At 64.1% G+C, this 20,265-nt stretch carries 25 protein-coding genes and 1 pseudogene; 12 read left to right on the top strand and 14 right to left on the bottom strand.

Annotated elements, in window-relative coordinates:
* Positions 1 to 254 precede the first annotated feature (254 nt).
* Positions 255 to 518: a phage integrase N-terminal SAM-like domain-containing protein gene (locus QX126_RS24545; protein ID WP_315769830.1), complete on the top strand. Its 264-nt coding sequence runs from the start codon at positions 255 to 257 to the stop codon at positions 516 to 518.
* Here the strand turns inward: QX126_RS24545 and QX126_RS24540 are convergent.
* From QX126_RS24540 to QX126_RS24510, 7 genes are all read right to left on the bottom strand, one after another.
* Positions 499 to 855 carry a group II intron maturase-specific domain-containing protein gene (locus QX126_RS24540; protein ID WP_315718070.1) on the bottom strand — a complete coding sequence of 119 codons (357 nt, stop codon included), beginning with the start codon at positions 853 to 855 and terminating at the stop codon, positions 499 to 501. The genes QX126_RS24545 and QX126_RS24540 overlap by 20 nt on opposite strands.
* 891 nt (positions 856 to 1,746) lie before the next feature.
* Positions 1,747 to 2,142 (bottom strand): LysR family transcriptional regulator, encoded by a 396-nt coding sequence (locus tag QX126_RS24535; RefSeq protein WP_315784223.1) that lies wholly within the window; start codon positions 2,140 to 2,142, stop codon positions 1,747 to 1,749.
* 39 nt (positions 2,143 to 2,181) lie between these two features.
* Complete coding sequence (locus QX126_RS24530) at positions 2,182 to 2,685, bottom strand: hypothetical protein (protein WP_315784222.1); 504 nt, start codon at positions 2,683 to 2,685, stop codon at positions 2,182 to 2,184.
* A gap of 11 nt (positions 2,686 to 2,696) precedes the next feature.
* On the bottom strand, positions 2,697 to 5,846 hold the full coding sequence (locus tag QX126_RS24525) for an efflux RND transporter permease subunit (protein ID WP_315784220.1): 3,150 nt from the start codon (positions 5,844 to 5,846) through the stop codon (positions 2,697 to 2,699).
* Positions 5,843 to 6,916, bottom strand: coding sequence for an efflux RND transporter periplasmic adaptor subunit (locus QX126_RS24520; RefSeq protein ID WP_315784218.1), 1,074 nt, complete (start codon positions 6,914 to 6,916; stop codon positions 5,843 to 5,845). Before QX126_RS24520 ends, QX126_RS24525 begins: the two co-directional genes overlap by 4 nt.
* Positions 6,913 to 7,968, bottom strand: a complete 1,056-nt coding sequence (locus QX126_RS24515) for an efflux RND transporter periplasmic adaptor subunit (protein ID WP_315784246.1) — start codon at positions 7,966 to 7,968, stop codon at positions 6,913 to 6,915. The genes QX126_RS24520 and QX126_RS24515 overlap by 4 nt, the downstream gene beginning before the upstream one ends.
* Before the next feature lie 65 nt (positions 7,969 to 8,033).
* A complete protein-coding gene (locus QX126_RS24510; RefSeq protein ID WP_315784243.1) occupies positions 8,034 to 8,897 on the bottom strand; it encodes a sensor histidine kinase in 864 nt (287 codons plus the stop codon).
* A gap of 172 nt (positions 8,898 to 9,069) precedes the next feature.
* On the opposite strand from QX126_RS24510, the gene QX126_RS24505 reads away from it, so the two are divergent.
* Positions 9,070 to 9,732, top strand: a complete 663-nt coding sequence (locus QX126_RS24505; RefSeq protein WP_315784216.1) for a TetR/AcrR family transcriptional regulator — start codon at positions 9,070 to 9,072, stop codon at positions 9,730 to 9,732.
* A gap of 166 nt (positions 9,733 to 9,898) precedes the next feature.
* On the opposite strand, the gene QX126_RS24500 is transcribed toward QX126_RS24505, so the two are convergent.
* The 3 genes from QX126_RS24500 to QX126_RS24490 all read right to left on the bottom strand — a co-directional run bounded on the left by QX126_RS24500 (position 9,899) and on the right by QX126_RS24490 (position 11,349).
* Positions 9,899 to 10,552, bottom strand: coding sequence for a TetR/AcrR family transcriptional regulator (locus QX126_RS24500; protein WP_315784215.1), 654 nt, complete (start codon positions 10,550 to 10,552; stop codon positions 9,899 to 9,901).
* Positions 10,553 to 10,562: 10 nt separating this feature from the next.
* Positions 10,563 to 11,000 (bottom strand): hypothetical protein, encoded by a 438-nt coding sequence (locus QX126_RS24495; RefSeq protein WP_315784214.1) that lies wholly within the window; start codon positions 10,998 to 11,000, stop codon positions 10,563 to 10,565.
* 94 nt (positions 11,001 to 11,094) lie between these two features.
* Positions 11,095 to 11,349 (bottom strand): hypothetical protein, encoded by a 255-nt coding sequence (locus tag QX126_RS24490; protein ID WP_315784212.1) that lies wholly within the window; start codon positions 11,347 to 11,349, stop codon positions 11,095 to 11,097.
* 159 nt (positions 11,350 to 11,508) lie between these two features.
* On the opposite strand from QX126_RS24490, the gene QX126_RS24485 reads away from it, so the two are divergent.
* The 9 genes from QX126_RS24485 to QX126_RS24445 all read left to right on the top strand — a co-directional run bounded on the left by QX126_RS24485 (position 11,509) and on the right by QX126_RS24445 (position 16,861).
* A complete protein-coding gene (locus QX126_RS24485) occupies positions 11,509 to 11,712 on the top strand; it encodes a hypothetical protein (RefSeq protein ID WP_315784210.1) in 204 nt (67 codons plus the stop codon).
* Positions 11,709 to 11,867 carry a hypothetical protein gene (locus QX126_RS24480; RefSeq protein WP_315784208.1) on the top strand — a complete coding sequence of 53 codons (159 nt, stop codon included), beginning with the start codon at positions 11,709 to 11,711 and terminating at the stop codon, positions 11,865 to 11,867. Before QX126_RS24485 ends, QX126_RS24480 begins: the two co-directional genes overlap by 4 nt.
* Before the next feature lie 2 nt (positions 11,868 to 11,869).
* Positions 11,870 to 12,109: a hypothetical protein gene (locus QX126_RS24475; RefSeq protein WP_315784206.1), complete on the top strand. Its 240-nt coding sequence runs from the start codon at positions 11,870 to 11,872 to the stop codon at positions 12,107 to 12,109.
* A gap of 40 nt (positions 12,110 to 12,149) precedes the next feature.
* Complete coding sequence (locus QX126_RS24470; RefSeq protein WP_315784205.1) at positions 12,150 to 12,737, top strand: hypothetical protein; 588 nt, start codon at positions 12,150 to 12,152, stop codon at positions 12,735 to 12,737.
* A gap of 32 nt (positions 12,738 to 12,769) precedes the next feature.
* Entirely contained in the window at positions 12,770 to 13,372 is a 603-nt protein-coding gene (locus tag QX126_RS24465; RefSeq protein ID WP_315784203.1) for a PepSY domain-containing protein, read from the top strand.
* A 406-nt stretch (positions 13,373 to 13,778) separates the two neighbouring features.
* Positions 13,779 to 14,951 carry a DUF3734 domain-containing protein gene (locus QX126_RS24460; protein ID WP_315784201.1) on the top strand — a complete coding sequence of 391 codons (1,173 nt, stop codon included), beginning with the start codon at positions 13,779 to 13,781 and terminating at the stop codon, positions 14,949 to 14,951.
* A 33-nt stretch (positions 14,952 to 14,984) separates the two neighbouring features.
* Positions 14,985 to 15,779 carry an acetoacetate decarboxylase gene (locus QX126_RS24455; protein WP_315784199.1) on the top strand — a complete coding sequence of 265 codons (795 nt, stop codon included), beginning with the start codon at positions 14,985 to 14,987 and terminating at the stop codon, positions 15,777 to 15,779.
* Positions 15,780 to 15,860: 81 nt separating this feature from the next.
* On the top strand, positions 15,861 to 16,118 hold the full coding sequence (locus tag QX126_RS24450) for a hypothetical protein (RefSeq protein WP_315784197.1): 258 nt from the start codon (positions 15,861 to 15,863) through the stop codon (positions 16,116 to 16,118).
* Positions 16,119 to 16,252: 134 nt separating this feature from the next.
* Positions 16,253 to 16,861 (top strand): hypothetical protein, encoded by a 609-nt coding sequence (locus QX126_RS24445; protein ID WP_315784196.1) that lies wholly within the window; start codon positions 16,253 to 16,255, stop codon positions 16,859 to 16,861.
* A 539-nt stretch (positions 16,862 to 17,400) separates the two neighbouring features.
* Here QX126_RS24445 and QX126_RS24440 read toward each other — a convergent pair.
* The 3 genes and pseudogenes from QX126_RS24440 to QX126_RS24430 form a co-directional block, all read right to left on the bottom strand.
* Positions 17,401 to 17,751, bottom strand: coding sequence for a conjugal transfer protein TraD (locus QX126_RS24440; protein ID WP_315784240.1), 351 nt, complete (start codon positions 17,749 to 17,751; stop codon positions 17,401 to 17,403).
* 36 nt (positions 17,752 to 17,787) lie between these two features.
* Positions 17,788 to 18,011 (bottom strand): annotated as a pseudogene (locus tag QX126_RS24435) (conjugal transfer protein TraD); the annotation flags it as partial.
* Between the two features lie 33 nt (positions 18,012 to 18,044).
* Positions 18,045 to 18,308 carry a hypothetical protein gene (locus QX126_RS24430; protein WP_315784194.1) on the bottom strand — a complete coding sequence of 88 codons (264 nt, stop codon included), beginning with the start codon at positions 18,306 to 18,308 and terminating at the stop codon, positions 18,045 to 18,047.
* A 103-nt stretch (positions 18,309 to 18,411) separates the two neighbouring features.
* Between QX126_RS24430 and QX126_RS24425 the strand changes: the two genes are divergently transcribed.
* Positions 18,412 to 18,711 (top strand): LysR family transcriptional regulator, encoded by a 300-nt coding sequence (locus QX126_RS24425; protein WP_315784192.1) that lies wholly within the window; start codon positions 18,412 to 18,414, stop codon positions 18,709 to 18,711.
* A gap of 75 nt (positions 18,712 to 18,786) precedes the next feature.
* Here the strand turns inward: QX126_RS24425 and QX126_RS24420 are convergent, their stop codons facing one another.
* A complete protein-coding gene (locus QX126_RS24420; RefSeq protein WP_315784190.1) occupies positions 18,787 to 20,265 on the bottom strand; it encodes a carotenoid oxygenase family protein in 1,479 nt (492 codons plus the stop codon).

Here is a 20,265-nt window from a genome sequence, read left to right as displayed (position 1 = left end):
GAGCGACATCGCCGGCTATGACCGAGGGTCCAAGATGGGGCCACCAGGCGACTCCGCCAGCGCGGCGATGCCGCGCCCGCTCGTCCGGGAAAGCGAACCTCGTATTTGCCCGATCGAACGTCGCCCCCGGTCCATTGGACTAAACCGCTCGCGCGGACTCCGCGGCTGGCGGCGGAGGCAAGACGATAGCGCAACGGGGCGTCCTGTCTTGAGATGAGGGGTTCGACACCTCACTCAAGACAGGAGCATCCCCAATGACCAAGCAGGCCATCAGCCCGTTGCGCCAGCGCATGATCGAAGACATGGCGATCCGCAAGTTCGCTCCGAAGACCCAACATGACTACGTACAAAGGGTCAAGGACTTCGCCGCGTTGCTCGGCCGCTCTCCCGATCAGGCCGAGCCAGAGGATGTGCGTGGTTTCCGGCTGCATCTGGCGTCGAGCGGCGCCCACGCGCCGAAGGTTTTCGTGAAGCGCATCTTTGCTGTCATACGTTTTTTCAGGATTGGTTTTCCGTGATCGTCGGCTGCCGATGGCCAGCTGGTTCTTGTGCCAAAGTGCTATGTGGAAAATTGTAACGCTTGGCACTTGATTGCACGAGCGTGCCGTAAGGCAAGCCGCGTGATACGAAGAAGACGTTCGGCAGAGCCATGGTCAGCGCGGCACTGTTCGAGAGCCGCCAAGGGCCACGTGGGTTGCCGGCGGTCTTGAGTGCCAGCTCCCGGCCAACGCCGCGGCGTTGCAGCTCATCGAAGCGAGTGCGACCGTGCTTCCATTGGGTCCAGACGATGGCGCGCAACCGCCGCCTGATCCACTCATCGAGCTTGCGCAAAAGCCCAGCGAGCGGGCCCGACACGGGCCTCGTTATATCCCTGCGGTGCAATGCCCATCTGGCAGGCAAGAAGCTCCTGCCAATGGTTCTCAAGTTCCTGGTTCAGTTGATCGGCAACGCGCGTGGCCCTCCGGCCCGTGCGGTCAGAAGACAGCGAACCCTGGTCGAATGCTTGACGATGCCACGCGGGTCCAGTGCCGCAAACTCGACCGGCACGCGCCGAGCGAATGCCAGGTACCATTCCGACGGGTGAGGAAGTCAGGAATGATTCCCTCCCCTGTTGGACGAAATGTTGGACGTCCTGTTGGACGTTTTGTTGCACGCTTTGGCTGGCACGGGGCGGCATCGGTCCGGGTGATACGGCCGAATTCTACCGCGAGCGTGCCGCTGGCTTTCTGTAATTCTTTGTATTTTCAAGTTTTGTGCCTCCGCTTGGAGGCACTTCGGACGGCCAACGCTCTAGAGGGGGTGAGCGGTGTTGGCGCTCCCCTAGGGCAGTCGATGGCGCGCCGGGAACGATTCGAACGTCCGCCCCTCCGATTCGTAGTAAAGGCAAGGTTCTGTCGAGAGGACGTCTGTCCTTCACTCTCGATGAACCCCAAAGATAGCGGCTGCGCGCAGCCGAACCTGGGCCGTCGGGATCCCTCATTCCCGGAGTCCGTCCCAGCGGTTAGACCGGGACGGTGAGTGAGTTATGACAGAAGTGGTTGCGGGGACCTGCAACCATCTCAAATTGCTATTCGAAGCGGCTGCTTAGGAGGCTATCGGGCAGCCGTTCCGGACCGAACAGCTCGAAATTGGCCAAGATGCGCCGCGACGAGAACGCGGGCCGCGATTCCGATCCGCCGCGCAACCACCGACGCGTCGGTGATCTAACCAACCCGCATCGCCAGATCGAGCTGGTCTTCGATCATGTCACCAAACCGGTCGTTTCACGACCAGCTCGACCTTTAGCCCGGGATTGCCGGCGAGCAGCGCCGGCAATCGAGGGGCAAGAAAATGACCCGCCGCAACCATGTTGCCCCGGCGCATCAGACCGACCGGTGAGGCGCTCTGTTGTCGCAGCGCCGCCTCGATGGTCTCGATGCCCTCGAGCACCGACTTGGCGAGCCCGATCAGCATCTGTCCGACCTCGGTGAGGCTGAGCTTGCGCGTCCTCCGATGCAGAAGACGCACGCCGAAATGCCGCTCGAGGAACGCGATCTGGCGCGTGACCGCGGCCTTGCTGATGTCGCGCTCGCGTGACACGGCCGAGAACGACCCGGTCCCGGCAACCCGCACCAACGTTCCCAGCGCGCTGACGATGTCCATGACGGTACTCGCTCGATCCGGGCGGACCGAGCTCCCCTGCTAGTCGCACACCAGAATGCGCCGGTAGCGCCTGTAGACGTGGTAGCAATCGCTACCCGACTGATAACCCGACCGGCCGTAGGCATAGCCGGCGTAAGCCCCGGCCGCGTAGGCGCCGGCGGCGTACGCCGCGCGGTATCCGTAGCGGGACCCACCATGACCGTAGCCATAGCCGCCGGAGCGACCGACATTGATCGAGGTCGCGCGCGCGGAGTTCACGATCGGCGCCCCACCACGGACGTTGTTCACCACTCCGAGATTGCCACGCGGGCCGCCGCCCAAGCCGAAGCGAGGTGCAGGAGCGCCAAGCCCGGCACGCGGCGGACCGCCCGGCCCAAGGTGAGGGCCACCCGCCAGCGGAGGCGGCCCCGCAACAGCCGCCGGCGGCGGTGCCGGGTGAGCCATCGACGGCGGGACGAATTGCGCCATGGCTCCGGTGGAAGTGAGCGACATGGCCGCGAGGATCAGGCCTGCGGAGATGGTCGATGGGATCTTTGACGTCATGATGCTTGTTCCTAGCTCTGCAGCTCGAGCAGCGGCTCGGCTGCACGTTGTGGGGCGGCCGGCGGGGCCGCGATCTCTTCCAGGTGCGATGCATGTGAAGGCGCATGCGTTGCTCCGCTTTGCTCCGGCTTGATCCTGAACCAGGCGACATACAGCGCGGGCAGGAACAGCAGGGTCAGCAGAGTGCCGACGATGATGCCGCCCATCATCGCGTAGGCCATCGGCCCCCAGAAGATCTCGCGCGCGATCGGAATGAGCGCGAGACTCGCGGCTGCCGCAGTCAACAGGATCGGCCGCATGCGATGCTCGGTCGCCTCCACGACGGCGTCCCAGGCCGGCCATCCCTCCTTCCTCAGATCCTCAATCTGGACGATGAGGATCACGGAGTTGCGCACCAGGATGCCGATGAGCGCGAGCACGCCGAGAATGGCGACGAAGCCCAGCGGCGCTCCGCTCGGCAGCATGGCCATGACAACGCCGATCAGCGCGAGCGGCGCGACCGCAAACACCAGGAACAGACGCGCGAAGCTCTGCAGCTGCAACATCAGCACGGTGGCCATGACGAACAGCATGAGCGGAACGACGGCGATGATCGGCGCTTGGCTCTTCGCGCTCTCCTCCACGGAGCCGCCGATCTGTACCGAATAGCCGGCGGGCAGCGCGTTGCTGAACTCGGCGACCTTCGGCGCGAGCTGATCCACGATCGTCTTCGGCTGGACGTTGCTGATGACGCTTGCCTTCAGCGTGATGGTCGGAATCCGCGCGCGTCGCCAGATCGTCGGCTGCTCGAGCTCGTAGCGCAGGTTGGCGACGGCCCCGAGCGGCACGGAGTGGCCGCCGAGCCCGGTCAATTGGAGATCGCGAAGCGTATCGATCGAGGCGCGCTCCGGCGCGGTCGCGCGTCCCGTGACATTGACGAGATAGATGCTGTCACGGACCTGCGTGATCGGCGTGCCCTCGAGCACCGAGTTCAAGGTGGTGGCGATATCCTCCGAGGTCACGCCGAGCTGGCGCGCCTTGTCCTGCAGGACATCGACCTTGACGACACGCGCGGGCTCCATCCAGTCGAATACCACGTTGCCAAGATCGGGGCTGCTCCGGACGATGCCGGCGAGCTTCTGCGACAGCTCCCGAACCTTGGCGATGTCGGGCCCGCTGAGGCGGTATTGCACCGGACGTCCCACGGGCGGCCCAACCTCGAGCAGCTTGACGTAGGTGTCCGTGCCCGGGAACGTCTTCCTCAGATAGTCCTCAAACTGAGCCTTGAGCTTGTCGCGCGCGGCGATGCCGCCCTTGGTCACGATCACCTGTTGACCGAACCAGGCATTGGCGGTCTGCACGTCGAACGAGAGCACGAAGCGCGGAGCGCCGGTGCCGACATAGGTCGACCAGTGTTCGACCGAACCGTTGCCCTGCAGCTGCTCGCGCTCGAAGCGGGCCATCTGCGCGTTGGTGTCCGCGATCGAGGCGTTCTGCGGCAGGTTCCAGTCGATCACCAGCTCGGCGCGGTCCGATGACGGAAAGAACTGCTGCTGCACGAACTGCAAGCCGAACACGGCGAGCAGGAAGGCTGCGACCGTCACGCCGATGGTGCTCCAGCGGTGGCGCATGCAGAACAGGAGCAGGAGCGCGAACATCCGAGCCACGCGGCCCTTCTGCTCGTGATGACCCTTCATCTTGCTCGACAGGATGGTGACGCCGAGCAGCGGCGTAAACAGCACGGCCACGATCCACGACACGATCAGTGACACCGCAATCACCACGAACAGGGTGAAGGTGAATTCGCCGGCGTTGCTGCAGTTCAGCCCGATCGGGATGAAGCCGGCCACGGTGACCAGCGTACCCGTCAGCATGGGAAACGCGGTCGACGTATAGACGTGGGTTGCCGCCTTCTCCAAGGGATCGCCGACCTCCAGCCGGGCGACCATCATCTCCACGGCGATCATGGCATCGTCGACGAGCAGGCCGAGCGCGATGATCAGGGCGCCGAGCGAGATGCGCTGCAGCGAGATTCCGCAATAGGCCATCACAACGAAGGTGATCGCGAGCACGAGCGGAATGGCGATGGCGACCACAAGACCGGCACGGAGGCCAAGGCTCAGGAAGCTGATGCCGAGAACGATGATCACCGCCTCGAACAGCGCTTCTGTAAAGCCGGACACGGCATGCTCGACCACGACGGGCTGATCGGCGACCAGGTGCACGCCGACGCCGATCGGCAGGTCGGCGATGACCTTGTTCATCTGCTCTTTCAGAGCCTCGCCGAACTCCAGCAGGTTGGCGCCGGACTTCATGCCGATCGCGAGTGCGATCGCGGGCTGACCGTTGTACCTGAAGAGCGTCTTCGCCGGATCGACGTAGCCGCGCGTGATCGTCGCGACGTCGGTCAGCGGGAAGAAGCGATCATTGATGCGCAGATTGACCGCCTTCAGGCTTGCCTCCGACGTGAACGCACCATTGACGCGGACGCTGATCCGCTCGGGCCCCTCCTGGAACACACCGGACGGTGCCACCGCATTCTGGCCCTGCAGCGAGTCAATGATGGAGTGGACGTCCAGGCCGAGTGCCGCGATCTTGCGGGTCGAGAACTCAAGATAGATCACCTCGTCCTGGGCGCCGAGAATATCGACCTTGCCGACGTTGGGCACGGTCAGCACCTTGGCGCGAATGTCCTCCACCTGGTCGCGAAGTTGTCGCTGACTCAGGCCGTCGCTGGTGAAGGCATAGATGTTGCCGAAGACGTCACCGAAGCGGTCGTTGAAGCCGGGACCGATCACGCCTTTCGGGAAGTCACCTTTGATGTCGGCGATCATGTTGCGGACACGCACCCAGGTCGGCTTCACGTCGGCCGCCTTGGTGGTGTCGCGCAGGTAGACGAAAACGGTGGTCTGGCCCGCGACCGTCACGCTCTTGGTGTAGTCGAGCGATTCCAGCTCTTCGAGCTTCTTCTCGATGCGGTCAGCGACCTGGCGCGTCATTTCCTCGGGCGATGCGCCGGGCCACTGCGCCTGGATCACCATGGTCTTGATGGTGAAGTCCGGGTCCTCCTGGCGGCCGAGCTGGAGATAGGCAAACAGGCCGGCCGCCATGAAGGCGATCATGAAATACCAGACCAGCGACCGGTGGCCGAGGGCCCAATCGGAAAGATTGAACGACTTCATGGCTGTTGATCCTGTGCGATGCGGACGTGCTGTCCGAATTTGAGGCTGTGAATGCCGGCGGTGACGACGCGGGCGCCCGGAGCAAGTCCGCCGGTGATGCGGATCCCGGTCTCGTCGGCGACGCCATCGACCTGTTGCAGCGACACGGTGCCGCTCGGCTGATCGACCACCCAGACGAAATGGACGCCATCCTTGTCGAGGACGACCGATCCGGGCAGGCGCAGCATCGGCTTCTGGTCCTTGCCGAGCTTTGCCGTAACGGTCGCACCCAAGCGGAAGCTTTCAGGCGGATTTTCGAGCGCGATCCGGATGCGACGCAGGCGGGTCAGGGGATCGGCCTGCGGCGCGACCTCGCGAATTCTGCCCTCGACCTGGACCTCGGGAACGAGTTGCAGGCCGACCGTGAAGGGCAGCCCGACTTCGAGCGGGACGGGAAAATCCTCGCCGATGTCGACCACGGCCTCGCGGATGTCGGGTCTTGCCACCGCGATCACGGTTTGACCGGGCGAGACGACCTGGCCGACTTCGGCTCCGACTGCGGTGACGACGCCACCGAAGTCGGCCTGGATCTGCGCATAGCCGAGCTGCTCGATCGCCTTGGTGAGGTTCGCCTGTTGCTGCGCGACATTCGAATCGGCGCTGGCACGCGCCTGCTCGGCATTATCCAGCGTCTGCTTGGTGGTGGCGTCGCTGGTGATCAGCGTGCGCTGCCGCTCCTCGGTGGCCTTGGCGGTGGCGAGTTGCGCTTGCGCCTTTGCAAGCTGCGCTCTTGCCGAACGAACCGCGAGATCGAGAGCGGTGGGATCGATGGTGCCGAGGATCTGCCCTTCCCTGACGAGATCGCCAACGTAGACAGGGCGCGACGTCAACCGTCCCAGCACGCGGAATCCGAGATCGGTCTTATAGCGCGGTTCTATGACGCCGACGGCAAGCGCGCCCTCGCCTCGGCCGGGCTCCACCACCATCGACAGGACCGGGCGCACCGGCTCCGGCGCCTTCGTCTCCTGCTGACACCCCGCGAGCAGCAATGCCGACGCCGCGCCAGCAAGCATCATGAGCTGCATCTTCATGAGCGATCTCCCTCATAGGTCACTGTCTGCCCGGCGCTGAGAAGCTTGCCGCCGTCGATCACGACGCGCTCGCCGGGCGCGAGTCCCGCCTTGATCAAGACCTCACCGGCCTCGTAGCCGCCCACCGTTACGGGCTTTAGCGACGCCGTCCGCGTGGCCGGATCCACGGTCCAGACCGCCGGCTTTGCGCCTGTCGCCATCAACGCACTCCAGGGCAGCGCAATCTGCGTCTGTGCCTTCGCCTTGACCGTTCCTGCGACGGCGCTGCCCAGCGTCATCGCCGCGGGCGGATCCTCGATCGACACCTTGACGCGGATGGTCGAGCTCTTCGCATCGATGACCGGCGAGACTTCCCTGACATGCCCCCACGCTTTGACACTGGTGTCGGAGACCAACGACAGGGCGACCCGGCGACTGTCGGTCTGACCGAGGAAGACCGATTCGTAGACGTCGAACACGGCATCCCGCTCACCGTCCTGCGCGAGTGAGAACACGGGTTGCGCGGCTGGCACGACTTGGCCGGACTCCACGTTGCGTGCCGTGATGACGCCGTCGGCTTCGGCCTGCAACGTCGTGTAGCCAAGCGCCTCCTTGGCGGTGCCAAGCTGCGCGCGTGCCGCCTCCAGCGCACCTTCCGCGGTGCGGAACCCCTCCTGTGCCTGATCATAGACCGTACGGGTGGTGAAGCCGTTCTTGATCAGCGTGCTCTGCCGTTCGAAGGTGGCCTTCGCGACGCGCAGCTGCGCCTCCGCTGAGCTCACCGCTGCGCTTGCGGCGTCGAGGTCTGCCTGCTGCTCCGCGGGGTCGAGGATGGCCAGCACCTCGCCCGCCTTCACATGAGTGCCGACATCGACATAGCGCGCCAGCACACGGCCGCTGACGCGGAACGAGAGATCGGCTCGAAACCGCGCCTGCACCTCTCCGGTCAATGTGATGGAATCCCGCCGGTCGCGCGGCTGCACGACCGCGGTGCGGACGATTGCGGCGCGGCTGGCGGTGGGAGCCACATCATGCTTGCAGCCGCTGAGCGTGGTCGCGACCAGCGCGACCACAACGACGAGAGCCTGCGGCGCAGCCAGCACCCGGACGTTCTGGGACGATATTGATGATCGGGATCTCATTGCGCGTCCATGGGATGGAGGGATGACGACAGCTCGCCGGGCCCGCTCAAGGCGTGGCGAGGAACAACCGGGCCGCGCTGGCGCGGCAGAGACGGTCTTCGATCGGCCGTGCTCGCAGCATCGCGGCGGCAATCGCGGGCGGCCGCTCGCGCAGCGATCACCGTGTCGTTCGAAGCCAGTGCTCGCGTCGGACGACGTGTCCTCATCTGACGCGTCGCGATCGTCCAGTTCGCGGTGCGCTCGCGCTCCGTCAGCGGCAACGACACGATCATCGTCGTGAAGTCAGAACTGAAACCGTGTTCGAGGCGGCCGCCGAGAATCTTGACGAGATCCTTGACCACGCGAAACTCGCGATCCGACACGTTGCGGGCCGAGCGCCAGCCATTGTCCGCGACCACACAGTTCACGCGGGCGCCGACGCGCGTCAGCCTGATCTCTATCCGGCCGGTTTGCGCTTCGAAGCAGGCGTGCCGTGCCGCGATCGACACGAGCTCGTGGACGACCAGGCCCAGCCGCCAGCAGCGCTCGGGCTGAAGCGCGAGAGACTGAGTGGCGAATGTCAGCTGGATGTTCATTTGGTCGAGCAGCGCTCGGCGCATGCCGTAACCCAATTTGTGAATGTAGGATTCGGCGTGGATCAGAGCGTCACCGCTGGGTTGCTCCAGCGTCCGATGCACTTCGGCATAGCCGTGCAGCAGCTCGACAACGTCACCTAGAGCGCGCTTGGCCTCCGCCCCGTCGGCTCGGATGGCCGCCGCCGAGACCAGGCCGACGATCGCGGCGACGCCGTTGGAGACCCTCTGATGCAGCTCACGCAGCAGGACCCCCTCCTGCAGAACCGGCGGGTCAGGGGTGAACATGTTCACGACAACCTCCTCGATGGCTTCGGGTGATCCGGAGAGCGGCCACGTCTGGGCTCGCCATCCTGATCCGGTAATACACTAAACCGTATATTTTCTTTTCCTTGCCTTTTCCCCCTGACCGTGTCAAGTGGGAAGCAAATGCGCACAGATTCGTGATTGGGAGACCGCAATGAAGAAGAACAGCCCCCCGAAGCGGGGCCGACCGCCCAAGGATCGTGCCGGCGATGTCCAGGCCCGGATTCTCGACGCAGCCCAGCAGCTGTTTCTGGACAAGGGTTACCGGAGCGCGAGCATCGACGAGATTTCCGAAATGGCCCCCGCGAGCAAGCCGACGATCTATGCTCACTTCCCCGGCAAGGAGGCCCTGTTCGCGGCCGTCGTCACCCGCACCATCAGCGAATTGACGGACTTCGAAGGCTTCACACCGGAAGGCCGCACGACACGCGAGAAGCTGACGAGTCTTGGAACGGCGATCGTCGAAAAGTTCATCGAGGAGTCGCTGGGGATGGTGCGTGCCACGATCGCCGAATCACAACGCTTTCCCGAATTGAGCCGGAACGTGCACCAGGCTGCCAGAGAGCGCTCCATGAAGTCCGTTTCGCGGATCCTGGATGCGACGACGCAGAAGCTCCCTCGAACCCCCAAGGGCCCCTTCAGCCCCAAGCGCAGCCTTGCCACCGCGCAAATCTTTCTCGATCTGATCCTGCTGCCGATGCTGTTCAGAGCTCTCCTTGGCGAAACGTCCCAAGATCTGGAAAATGAGCTACCGGCCTTCATGCGCGAACGGGTCGGCTTCTTTCTTGCGGCGTGCGAAACGGATTGGCCCAGTTAGGACCACGGAGGTTCGGTTGCCCCGTCCCGTGGCAGTTCGAACGAGGGCTCGCATTCTACAGCGAGGCTACGATCATCAGTTGGGAGCCCCCTCCGAACGGACGCGGCAACGGCACGTGTGCCGAAGGGCGGTCGCCACCTCTCGGCCTATCGTCGGCGGGCGGCGATTACTCGCCTACGGCTCGCAGTCGGACGTCAGGCATCGTGCTGACGGAAGGCGCTGTAGGAGCCCGACGCAGCGCATCCGCGCAGAAATGCATCATCTCCTCGAAGCTCGGCCGAATCCCAGTCTCGTCGAGTCGGGGCGGACTGAGATACGCATCCATGGCGTCGAGCAGACAGCACGTCAGCACCATCGGACTGCCAGAAGCCAGCTCACCACTGGCCTCTCCGGTGCCAATGATCGGTCGCACCAGCCCGCGGATCCGATCGGTATGGCGGACGACGGCCGGCCAGTTCTGACGGACTGCCACGACCATCAGCTCGTGGAGCTTCGGATCCTTCGCCCGCCGCGCCTGGTTGACCTCGGCGATCGCGCCGAGGGTTGCTTGCAGACGCGACAGGGCCGAGCCGCCGGTGCGTGCCGCCTTCGTCGCCGCGATGGCGATGTCCTCGAGCAGTTCGGCGACAACGGCATCTTCGACCGCCTGCTTGCACGCAAAGAAGCGATAGACGTTCGCCGAAGACATCGAAGCGCTGCGCGCGATGTCGGCAACGGTGGTCTTCCTGTGCCCGATCTCGCGATAAAGATGAATGGCCGCCTGCACGATGCTGCGGCGAGTGCGCGCCGGCTTGCTCTGGACCTCGATCAGTTCTGCCATGGTCGCCTCCTCAGCGCGGCGGAAGATTCAACAGCTCTCGCCGGCACGCGTGACCGAAGTCGCGCAACGGGTCCATTTCGTCGATGAACGCCGGCAGATCGACGAAGGTGCGGTTTGGCGACAGGTAGGTCTCGATGATCAGACGGCCGGTCCTTTCCGCAGCGTGAACGACCTCGTCGCTCGACAAGATCCGCATGCGCCCGACCAGCGTATAAAGGCTGACGAGTTGCGGGATTTCCGCTCGGTCGGTGATCAGCGCGTCGGCATACAGCCGCGATGCCTCCTCGATGAAGCTCCGATACAGCCTTTCCCGTTTGGAGAACGAGCGCGCGTGGTGGCGCTCGCGCAGCCTGCGGCGCTGGCCGAACCATCCGCTGACGAGGGTCGAGATCGCTCCGAACGCCGAACCTCCGAAGGCGAACAGAGCGGGGATATACATTGTGCTCATGTGATCGCTCCTATCTGCCGCTGCGGCGCAACGTGACAACGACCACTCGCGGCCAGGCCGAGGAGCGCCCGTTGTACCAACCGCAACGGTCCTCCTAGCGGCTTCGCGCCGATCCGGTCGTGCCGTGGTCGAACACGGCCCGGCAAGCTCCGCTCAAATTCGGCTTCCTGAGCCGGAGGCAAGCCTCGACGGCCGCGGCGTCCGGAATGTAGGCGCTGCACAGGCGGAAGGCGTCGGGGGTGCACGCTGCCCTTTCCTCGGGAGTCCCCTGACCCTCCTGGGCGAAGCTCATTGAGCTGACGAGCGAAACGATCATGGCTGCAGCGAATGATGGCACGTACTTGATCATGACGGGTCCTTATCTCCGGTTGGGACTTCGTTCCTCGGGAGACGGCCTGCCGCCCCCCGGTACATCCCGAACACGCGCTTGTGAGGCCCTCGCCTTGACACATCCCGCGGTTCGTGGTGTATACGAAATATACGGTTTAGTTTATTAAGGAGGCCGGAAATGTCAAGCCTGCTGTTGCTGCTGCGGGAAAATCCCTTGCCAGGGCTAGCGCTCGCGTCGCTCAACCTGGTCGTGGCCCTGTCGCTCGTCGGCCTGAGCCTGGTGCTCGGCGTGACGATTTCGCTTCTCACCTGGGCGCACGCGCTTGCTGAGCGCAAGCCGGCTGCGGTGACGCACCATGCCAGGCAGAGGACCTTCGCATGACGCCGCTGCCGCTGCTGTCCCGCGACTGCATCATCTGCTCGGTCAATGTCTGGCTTGCGCCCGTCGAATGGGTGTTCGACCTGATCGAAGCGGAGCTGGAGCGGAGAGGAATAGCGCTTCAACGCGCCCACGACCGTGAGCCGCAGAGGATCTGATCATGATGGCGAGCGGCGCTGACATGCTGAATCTCGTCGAGGTCTTCGACGTCATGGAAACGGACGCGGTCACCGGACGCGCAGTGTGGACCGGGGCCACGGGGACCCGACGTGCGCTCCACCGCGACGGGATCACGATCGACCCGAATGCGGCCGCCTATTGTCCCGGCGAATGGCTCAACGAGCGCGGCTATCTCGAGGCCGAACTCGCGCGCGCGCATCCAAGCCGCTGGGGGGTCTGATGATGCACCGCTCTCCTTTTGCTAGAAGGAGCACGTTGTCGTGAGCAGGCGATCCGCTGTCTCGATGCACGCGAGCGGATCGCTCGATCCCGTCCTTCCGCTGCGCGGCTACTTCCTCGCGGCCGGCGGCGCGTTGCTCTTGCTGCTTCTGGCCGTCGACTGGGTGTTGCCCGCGCCCCTGCCGGAACGATTTGACGCCTCCAATCCCGCGCTGCCGCCGATCCGCATCCACTCCGACGTGAAGGGACCGGAAGCGGTATCGATCGACACACAACACCCGCTCCCCGCTCATACGGATGAGGTCGTCATGGCTGCATCGCAGCCGGGCAACCCTGATGCACCGGATGCGGTCGAGGAGACCGGCTCTGCGGCCCAACCCAATGCCGAGGCGCGTCGCCCTGCGGCATCACTGGCTCCGCAGGTGCGCAATAGCCTGGCGCAGGCCATCCCTGACCAAGTAGCGGGAATGGCCCACGCGACGCCGAAGCGTGGGCAGAAGTCCCGGCGCGTGCGGACAGCAAAGCTGCGGCGGCCTGCCCAATCGTCGAAACGGGGTGGCACACCCGGCTGGTGCAACGAAGCCAACGGTCGTTGCAGCGACGCGCTCGTCTTCTTTCGACCCTTCTGAACGACTGACAATCTGAAAACGGAATCTGCCTGATGTCGAAAAAGCATCTATTTGCCCTCATCGTCTGGTCCGCCGCGCTCGCCACGACCGGAGCAGTCGCCGATGTCGCCCAGGCGCCGCTCGATGCGGACAACTCCGCCACAACCGCACAATCCGACAATGACGAGGCCGCGATTGGCCGCGTCCTCGAGCAATTCCGCACCACGCGCGTGCCGCTGAGCCGCGCCATCGCGATCGCCGAGCATCTGCATGAGGGCTCCAAGACTGCCGATATCAATTTCGAGATCTCCGGACCACCCGTCTATCGCGTGCGCACGATCAGGAACGGGCGCATTTGGGAGAACGTGATCGACGCAAAAACCGGCAGTATCAGCGGCAAGGAGATCGCGTCGTCGTTGAAGGAGCTGGACCGAGAAGATCTCGCCAACATCGTCGCCCTCAAATGGATCAAGCAGGAACTCTCTGATGCCGTTCAGGTCGCCGAGAAGGCCGCCGACGGCAGCGCGCTCGCCGGAGGGCTGATGCGACAGGACGGCAGGCTCAGCTTCGTGGTCGTCGTCGCCAGCGGCGACCACCTCAAGGAGGTCATGCTCGAGCCGCCCAAGGTCGGAAAGCAAAGCTCAACCCGGCACTAGCCGCCGGCCCGAGGGTTCAGAGAATGCTGATAGTTCGTAACACCGCTCGTCACTACGGATTGAGACCGGAGCCATGGTTCGCGCGCCTCAGCCTCGTCCTTGTCCTCACGCTCGCAGGCGGAGCTTGCTTGCGGGCTCGACGCACGGCGTCGCCCTCCCCGGCGCCGGCTCGGACCGCGCCGGTGACCACAAATGGGCCTGCCAGGCGGCAGGCCGGCGCTCGCCGAACAAGCGAGCCGCGTACGTCACGGCCGACGACAAACAGCCACGCACAGCGAGCCACGCGCAGGAATACCGCGGCCGCACCTCGTCCGCGCCATGCCCCTCTCACCCATCCTGATCAACCCTCCCGCGCGAGCTGCAGTCCGTCAGACGCGCCTCGCCGTCCAACCAGAGGCACACGCTCATGAACTTCCAACCCCGCTCACAGTTCTCCACCACGCAACGGCAGCTGCCGTTTGAATGCATCGCCCTGCTCCTGCAAGGCGGCGGCGCCCTCGGCGCCTACCAGGCGGGCGTCTACGAGGCGCTGGCGGAGGCCGATATCCATCCCGACTGGGTCGCGGGAATATCGATCGGAGCGATCAACGCCGCTATCATCGCCGGCAATGCGCCGGAATCGCGCGTCGACCGGCTGCGAGAGTTCTGGACGCAGGTGACCTCGACGGCATCCGGTGACTGGTCGGGCAATCCCTTCCTCGACTGGACGCGGAGCGACCACGCGCGCAACCTGATTAATCAGATGAGCGCAGGCTTGGCGCTGACCTGCGGTGCGTCCGGGTTCTTCTCGGCGCGGCCGATACTGCCCTGGCTGCAAACCGGCGGGACCAGCGACGCGACGAGCTTCTACAACACCGCTGCACTCAAGACCACGTTGGAGCGCCTGGTCGACTTCGATCGCCTCAACGTCGGCACGACGCGTTTCAGCGCCGGCGCCGTCAACGTCAGAACCGGCAATTTCGTCTATTTCGACAACACAACCCATACGATCAGGCCGGAGCACATCATGGCGAGCGGCGCGCTGCCGCCGGGCTTTCCGGCCGTCGAGATCGAGGGCGAGCATTATTGGGATGGCGGCCTCGTCTCCAACACGCCGTTGCAGTGGGTGATCGAATGGGGTGCTCCCCAGGACACGCTGGCGTTCCAGGTCGATCTCTGGAACGCGCGCGGCCAGCTGCCCCGCAACATGGCCGAGGTCGTCACGCGCCACAAGGAAATCCAGTATTCCAGCCGGACGCGCGCAAGCACCGACCAGTTCAAGCGCGTGCAGCGCCTGCGGCGCGCGCTCGCCGACCTGCTCGGCCGCCTCCCCGACGATCTCGCCGGGCACGACGACGTGAAGCTGCTCAGCACGGCCGTGTCCCGCAACGTCTACAACATCGTTCACCTGATCTATCGCGCCAGGAATCACGAAGGCCACTCCAAGGACTACGAGTTCTCGCGCCTGTCGATGCAGGACCATTGGCGAGCCGGCTATCACGATGCGCTGCGCACGCTGCGCCATCCCGAGGTGCTCGCCCGCCCCTCGACCCCGGACGGCGTCTTCACCTTCGATCTCGAACACGATGGCCGCGAGTAGACGCGCACGGCCACGGACACATGGAGAACGCAAATGCGCGAGACTGACGTGAAACAGAAGGCCTTTGCCATGCCGCTCACCAATCCCGCCTATCCGCCGGGGCCGTATCGGTTCGTGGACCGCGAATACCTGATCATCACCTATCGCACCGACCCGGCGAAGCTGCGGGCGGTCGTTCCCGAGCCGCTGGAGATCGACGAGCGATCGGCGCTCGTCAAGTACGAATTCATTCGCATGCCCGACTCCAACGGCTTTGGCGACTACACCGAAAGCGGGCAGGTCATTCCGGTCTCGTTGCGCGGACGCAAGGGCGGCTACACGCATTGCATGTTCCTGAACGACGAGGGTCCCATTGCCGGCGGACGAGAGCTCTGGGGCTTTCCCAAGAAGCTCGCGCAGCCGACCCTGCGAACCGAGATCGACACGTTGATCGGAACGCTGGACTACGGCCCGCTGCGCGTCGCCACGGGCACGATGGGCTACAAGCACCGTCCGGCTGATCTGGCGCAGGTCAAGACCGCGCTGAACGAGCCGAACTTCCTGCTCAAGATCATTCCGCATGTCGACGGCACTCCGCGCATCTGCGAGCTCGTCGAGTACCATCTCGAGGATATCGCGCTGAAGGGCGCCTGGACCGGCCCGGCAGCGCTTGCCCTGACGCCGCACGCGCTGGCGCCGGTCGCCAAGTTGCCGGTTCTGGAGATCGTCTCGGCCGTCCACATCCGCGCCGACCTCACGCTCGGGCTCGGCAAGGTGGTGCACGACTATCTGCACCAGCCGGTCGGACGCTCCGTCCGGGTCGCCAATGAGAGAGCTTTGGTCGTCTGAGCGCGCCGTCGCGTGGACGATGCATCTCAGGCGGCCTGCCACGCGGCCCGTGCGAACACATGGACAAACGAGGTTGAAAGAATGGGATTTTTCAAAGCAAGCAACAGGCTCGAACATTCGAACCGCCGTTCGCCACGCGATGCCGCGAGAAGCGGCTTTCCGCTGAACCTCGCCGCAGACGCGAACCTGAGCAATGCGCTACGCGGCTGCGAGGACGCCTTCAATGAGGACGTGCTGCCAAGCGACGCAGAGCTCAAAGCTCCGCGCGAGTTCTACACCGCTATCGTCTCCGCACGTCCATCATGCGCATGGGAGCAGGAGTCGAAGCGAAAGCATTGAGGCGAAACGAGGTTCCCCCTCATGTGATCGAAGGAGCGGGAGCAGCGAAGGCGATGACCATTGACACAGGTCAACACGAGCAAAGCAGAGTTCAGGAATTCTTCTCCAATCTCGGCTAGTCAACGGAGACGGTCATGTCACAGCAAAGCAGCATGCATTTCTACTTGAACTGGGCCAAGGAGCGCATCGATGAGATGGACGCCGCGCTCGCATCGTTCGAGGTCAAGGCCGGCGAGGCCAAGGCCGAGTCCAAGATCAAGGCCGACCAGATCATCGCGGATCTGACGAAGCACCGCGACGAATTTCAGGCGCAGCTCAAGACGCAGGCGGAAGCCGGCGAAGCCGCCTGGGCACGTGGAAAGGCGGACATGGAGAAGCAGTGGAACGCGTTCGAGGCGCAGATGAAGACCTATTTCGAAAGCGCCGGTAAGCAGTTCGAGCAGCAGCAGGCCACGTTCAAGGACGTCGCCGCGGCGCAGGCAAAGGCGTGGCGGCAGGCGGTCGAGAAGTTTCATGAAGCGGCCGGGAAGGCCGCCGCGGCCCACAGCGGCGACGTCGACGCCGTGCTCAAGCAGATGAAGTCCGCCGCCTCGGAGGCAGAGGCTCGTCTGCAGACGCTGAAGCAGACCGGCAACGAGTCCTGGTCGGTGCTCAGCGCCGCGCTCGCTGAGTCCCGCAAGGCCTTCGATCAAGCCAACCAGGCCGCCTGGGAGGCGTTGAAGGGCTCAGGCTCCAAGAGCTGAAAACAAACGGAGCTGCCCAGCAGGCAGACGCCTTGGAGATGCTCGGCAACTCTTGGGCAGATCACTTGGTGTCTTTCGGGCACTCAGAATTTGGAACACTCGTAACCGAGAGACCTGGGAGCCGGCCGTCCAAGCGTCACCTCACCAGTTTCGTACCGGAAGCGACCTGATTGGAACGCAACAAACGTGATCGAAGGCAGACAAAGTCACAGGAAGATCAACAAACCCGGCCGGCGGTTGGTCGGCTCCATCGTGAGGACGATGCGCACAAGGTGCGACGCGCTTAGGCTGGCCGAGTCTGTCAAGGTCTCGCCGGCGGCGGCGTGACCTATGGGTATGCGGCTGTCGCCGGCAAGAACGGAGAACGGGTCATAGTGGAGGCCGAAGCCCAGGCCGTGCGGCCGATCTTCCTGGACTAAGTCGACGGCCGAACGCCACGCGACATCGCCAATCTGGATAGAAACGGCCTGTATCCGCCCGCTTATCTTCTCGTCGGTGCGATCAAGCTTAGGCTTAGGGCGATTTTGTTTGCCTCGCTCTCAGTTCCGGTCGCAAAGGAGCTGCGGTAAGGACGGAAACCAAATCACAGTTTGTATTTTCATCGTGCAATTGATCAAGAGCACTGCTCTGGAAGCATCAGCGATCGGCCAACTCGCGTGCGTGTTTGCACTGTAGGGTCCATCTCGAACGCCTGCCTTCCCTTGCGGCCCACAGCGCTCGTGCCCCTTCCCCTGACCGCTTTTTAGCTTGTCGGCCATCCAAAGCAGCGCGCCGAAGATCGTTGGACGGTCATCACCGATCAGGTCCATGACACCGGCTTTGACGACGAGTCCGCCAAGCTCGATGAGACGACGCGTGCGCTTGCGGCGCTCGACTTGCCAATTGCGCATGTTATGCCGAGCCCTTGCGGATTGATGCCAGTTGCGGCCGCTCGGTTGCGCTGGAGAGCCGCCAGAGTCCCGGTCATTTGCTGGCGCTTTTCGCCGCGACCGTCCTTGAAAAAAGGCGGCCCCTCGCCTGGCCCATACGTCCCTCTTTCCGGCCTCTCTCGTCTCGGCCAGCACGATCAGCGCACCGGCCAGTTCTTCAGCGGTGAGCGCTTCGGCCCGGTGGCGATGACCAATTCGCCGAGCTGCCGTACCTTGCGGGATAGCGCAAACACCAGGACGCCGACGATCACAAGCTATTTGCGACCCAGATAATCAGCGATCGCACCGAACAGCAGCGAGCCGAACATGACTCCGAACAGCGACGCGCCAAATACCAGCCCCAGCGCTCCCGGCGCCAAATGCAGGTTATTGCCGAGCGCGGCGGCGACGAATCCGAGCGCCTGGGAATCGAAGCCGTCGAGGCTTACGACGAGCGCACACAAGAAGACAACACGGATCTGGATTGGCGACAGCGGCCGTTCGTCGATGTAACGCCCGATGTTGATCGTTGCGGCCAAGTCCCCCTCCCTCTTCTCCTTCCTTTCCGTCAGAGTCTTCGGACGGAGGCGGCTTCAACATTCCGGAATTATCTTGCACGCCCCCACTCTTATGATTCCGACCATGCGGCAGCTCGAGGCGCTCGTCCTCGTCTATCGCCTCGGAAGCATCACGAAGGCGGCGTCCGATCTCCGGGTGACCCAGTCGGCGATCAGTCTGCTGATCCGGCAGATCGAGGACAATTTCCAGCTAAAGCTGTTCGACCGAACGACACGCGCGCTGCACCCGACCGCCGCTTGCCGGGACGTGATCCCGGCCGCGGAGCGCATCTTCTCCGGCGCGCGGGGGCTGTCGCAGCATATGCGCGACCTGGCTGTCCCGCGTCGCCCTTGTCGCCCGCCACGAACCCGCCACCATGAATGAAGATGACGACAGGACGCGGCACCTGTCCCTGGCTCCGCCGGTGCAGGCCGCCGCGTGCGGCCCGCACCCTTCGCCTCATGCGTCGGCGGGAGGAAGCTGATCGCCCGGCACCCACCAGCCGTGGATCTGCGGCGCCAGACGGAAGGGCAGAATTACCCGGGCGATATCGCCTTCGTCGGGCCGCTGCGCGTCGACGACGACGAGCTCCGACCGCATCTCGGCATAGTTGGAGGCGACGCCGATCAGATAGCCTTCCCCTTCCGGACCGTCCGCCCGACGCGGGATGAACTGCACCTCCTGGAGCGCGCAGGCGTCGCCCGCGAAATATGACCGTGCCTCGCCGGTGTCGAAGTCGAAGCGGGCGTAACAGTTTGTAAGCCTCATCTTTCCGTGCATTCTCTCGGCCGCCGCGTGCACAGGCCGCGATGGATCGGCATAGCCCTGGAAACCATAGCGATGCCGGAGCGACCAGAAACGCTCGTCGATTCTCGGCAGAAGGCCGTGAAAATCGGGGAAGAGCATCTCTTCGGCCCAGCCGTCGTCCTTCGAGTTGAGGTCGAACGTCCATCGGCGCAACACGGTCCGTGCCGCATGGGGGTCCCATGGGCTGCCGTCGACGGCATGGAAATGGGGGAACGGATTGCCGTTCGAGACCGGCGCATCGACGATGACCTTGTCGCCCATGGTGACGGCGTTGAGCAGATGGATGGCGCCCCGCTCGGGTCCCTTGAACCAACGGACATCCTTGGCGTCGCCATCACGCGGCAGGATCGCTACATAGGTGGGGACGGAGGAATCCCATCCCCAATGCACCTTACCCGCATCGATGCGTTGCTGGTCGGTCACGTAGCCGCAAGTGTTGAAGACGATGTGCTTCTCCGTGATGGCGATGTCGTGCATCATGCTGATCACCGGCGCCTTGAACCGCACCTCGCGCGTCACCTGGCCGGTGCGATTCACGAAATAGACGAATACGTCGTCCGAGATTTCGCCGCAGGCCTCGTAGCCATAGCAGATCATCTCGCCCGTGTGCGGGTCGGTCTTCGGATGCGCGGTGAACGTGCGGCTGGTGTACTTGCCGTGGAAGTCCCACTGGCCCTTGGTTTCGAGCGTGACCGGATCGATGACCGTCGGCAGAGCGTCTTCCTTCAGCGCCCACAACAGGCCGCCATGGTGGTAGACTGAGGTGTTGGCGGTCGTGCGATCGAGCCCATGGACCGCTGGATCGTCCGTCCGGGCGTTGCGGTACTTGCCGAAGAGCTGTCGCCGCGCCTTGCGGTTCGCCAGATAGCGCTCCGTTTTGACGTAGCGCCCTCGGTAGTCCACGTTGCCGCCGTGAAACCGGAACATGCTGATATAGCCATCAGCGTTGAACAGGCCGGCGTCGTCGTCGTGCAGGGCTGGGTAAAACCAGTCGGGCGCGGCGCGATAGAAGGCCCCGTTCAGATCCGACGGGATAACGCCGATCACTTCGCAGTCGAAAATGTCAGCTTCGAAACGGCCCGGCGCCAAAAAACCGGTAACAGAAGGATCGGAGGGAAATCTAATTGTCAT

The sequence above is a fragment of the Bradyrhizobium sp. SZCCHNPS1003 genome, from assembly GCF_032381555.1.
GTDB lineage: Bacteria > Pseudomonadota > Alphaproteobacteria > Rhizobiales > Xanthobacteraceae > Bradyrhizobium.
This window is presented reverse-complemented; position numbering and strand designations above follow the sequence as displayed.